We start from the raw sequence: 1,234 nt of genomic DNA, 5'->3' as shown, positions 1-1,234 counted from the left end.
GCATGAGCACCACGGGGCACCCCTGTTGGGCGACGACCGGCAGCATCCCGGGATCGGCGAGACCTCCGGAGACGTCGTTGATCAGCGCCGCGCCGGACTCCAGGGCCTCGGCGGCGACCGAGGCGCGCATGGTGTCGACCGAGACCGTGACCCCGTCCGCCACGAGAGAGCGGACGAGCGGGATCACGCGGTCCGCCTCGTCGGTCCGGTCGACCCGGATCGCCCCCGGCCTCGTGGACTCCCCGCCGACGTCGAGGAGGTCGGCCCCCTCCGAGACCAGTCGCCGGGCGTGGGCGAGGGCGGCCTCCGGGGCGAGGTGACGCCCCCCGTCGGAGAAGGAGTCCTCCGTGACGTTGACGATGCCCATCACCGCGCAGCGGCCCGGACGCGGCAGCCCGGCCGGGCGTGTCGGGGCGAACGGGTGGCTCACGTACCCCGCAGGAGGCCGAGTGCCTCCGCCCTGGTGGAGGCGTTGGACCGCATGCTGCCCCGGACCGCGGAGGTGGTGGTGACGGAACCCGGCTTACGGATTCCGCGCATGCTCATGCACAGGTGTTCGCATTCGATCACCACGAGGACCCCGGTGGGCTGGAGCCTGTCCACCAGGGCGTCGGCGACCTGGCTGGTCAGTCGTTCCTGCACCTGCGGCCGCTTGGCGTAGAGGTCGACGAGCCGGGCGAGTTTGCTCAGCCCGGTCACCGCACCCGAGCGCCCCGGGATGTACCCGATGTGCGCGACCCCGTGGAACGGGACGAGGTGGTGCTCGCAGGTCGAGAAGATGGGGATGTCCCGCACCAGGACCAGCTCCCGGTGGTCCTCGTTGAACGTCCTGGACAACACGTCCGCGGGTTCGGTGTACAGCCCCGCGAACACCTCCCGGTACGCCCGTGCGACGCGCGCCGGGGTGTCCTGGAGGCCCTCGCGATCCGGGTCCTCGCCCACGGCGATCAGCAGTTCCCGGACCGCCGACTCGGCGCGCTCGGCATCGAACACCCGGCCGGCGGACACCGACCGGGCGTCTGCCGCGGGGATGTGGTCAGGGGTCGTCATCAGTCCTCTTCTCGCACGAAACCGACCGGTGGTCAGTCGTCACGTTCCCACGGTGCCCGCCACCCGGGTTCCTTGTCCTCGCGACGGCGGGACCCGCTCCGGCGCCCGTCACCGTCCACCGCCGACCACGCACGGGTCGACCGGCCGGACGGCGACTCGTCCCGGTCGCCGGCGCGACCGGGGT

The 1,234-nt window shown here is 72.6% G+C and carries 2 protein-coding genes; both read right to left on the bottom strand.

Going from position 1 to position 1,234, the window contains the following annotated elements; translation table 11 throughout:
- On the bottom strand, positions 1–367 hold a 367-nt coding region (locus G6026_RS13835; RefSeq protein ID WP_194307631.1), incomplete at its 3' end, for a dihydropteroate synthase.
- A 59-nt stretch (positions 368–426) separates the two neighbouring features.
- Entirely contained in the window at positions 427–1,050 is a 624-nt protein-coding gene (folE, locus tag G6026_RS13830; RefSeq protein ID WP_107755671.1) for a GTP cyclohydrolase I FolE, read from the bottom strand.
- Positions 1,051–1,234: the final 184 nt, after the last annotated feature.

Origin of the sequence: Dietzia sp. DQ11-38-2 (genome assembly GCF_014145055.1) — a bacterium.
Taxonomy (GTDB): Bacteria; Actinomycetota; Actinomycetes; order Mycobacteriales; family Mycobacteriaceae; genus Dietzia.
The sequence above is the reverse complement of the archived record's forward strand: the minus strand, read 5'-3'. Positions and strand labels throughout refer to the sequence as shown.

Bases quoted from the DNA above. Each gene is read 5' to 3' on its own strand.
- folE (WP_107755671.1), bottom strand. From the start codon at position 1,050: ATGACGACCCCTGACCACATCCCCGCGGCAGACGCCCGGTCGGTGTCC.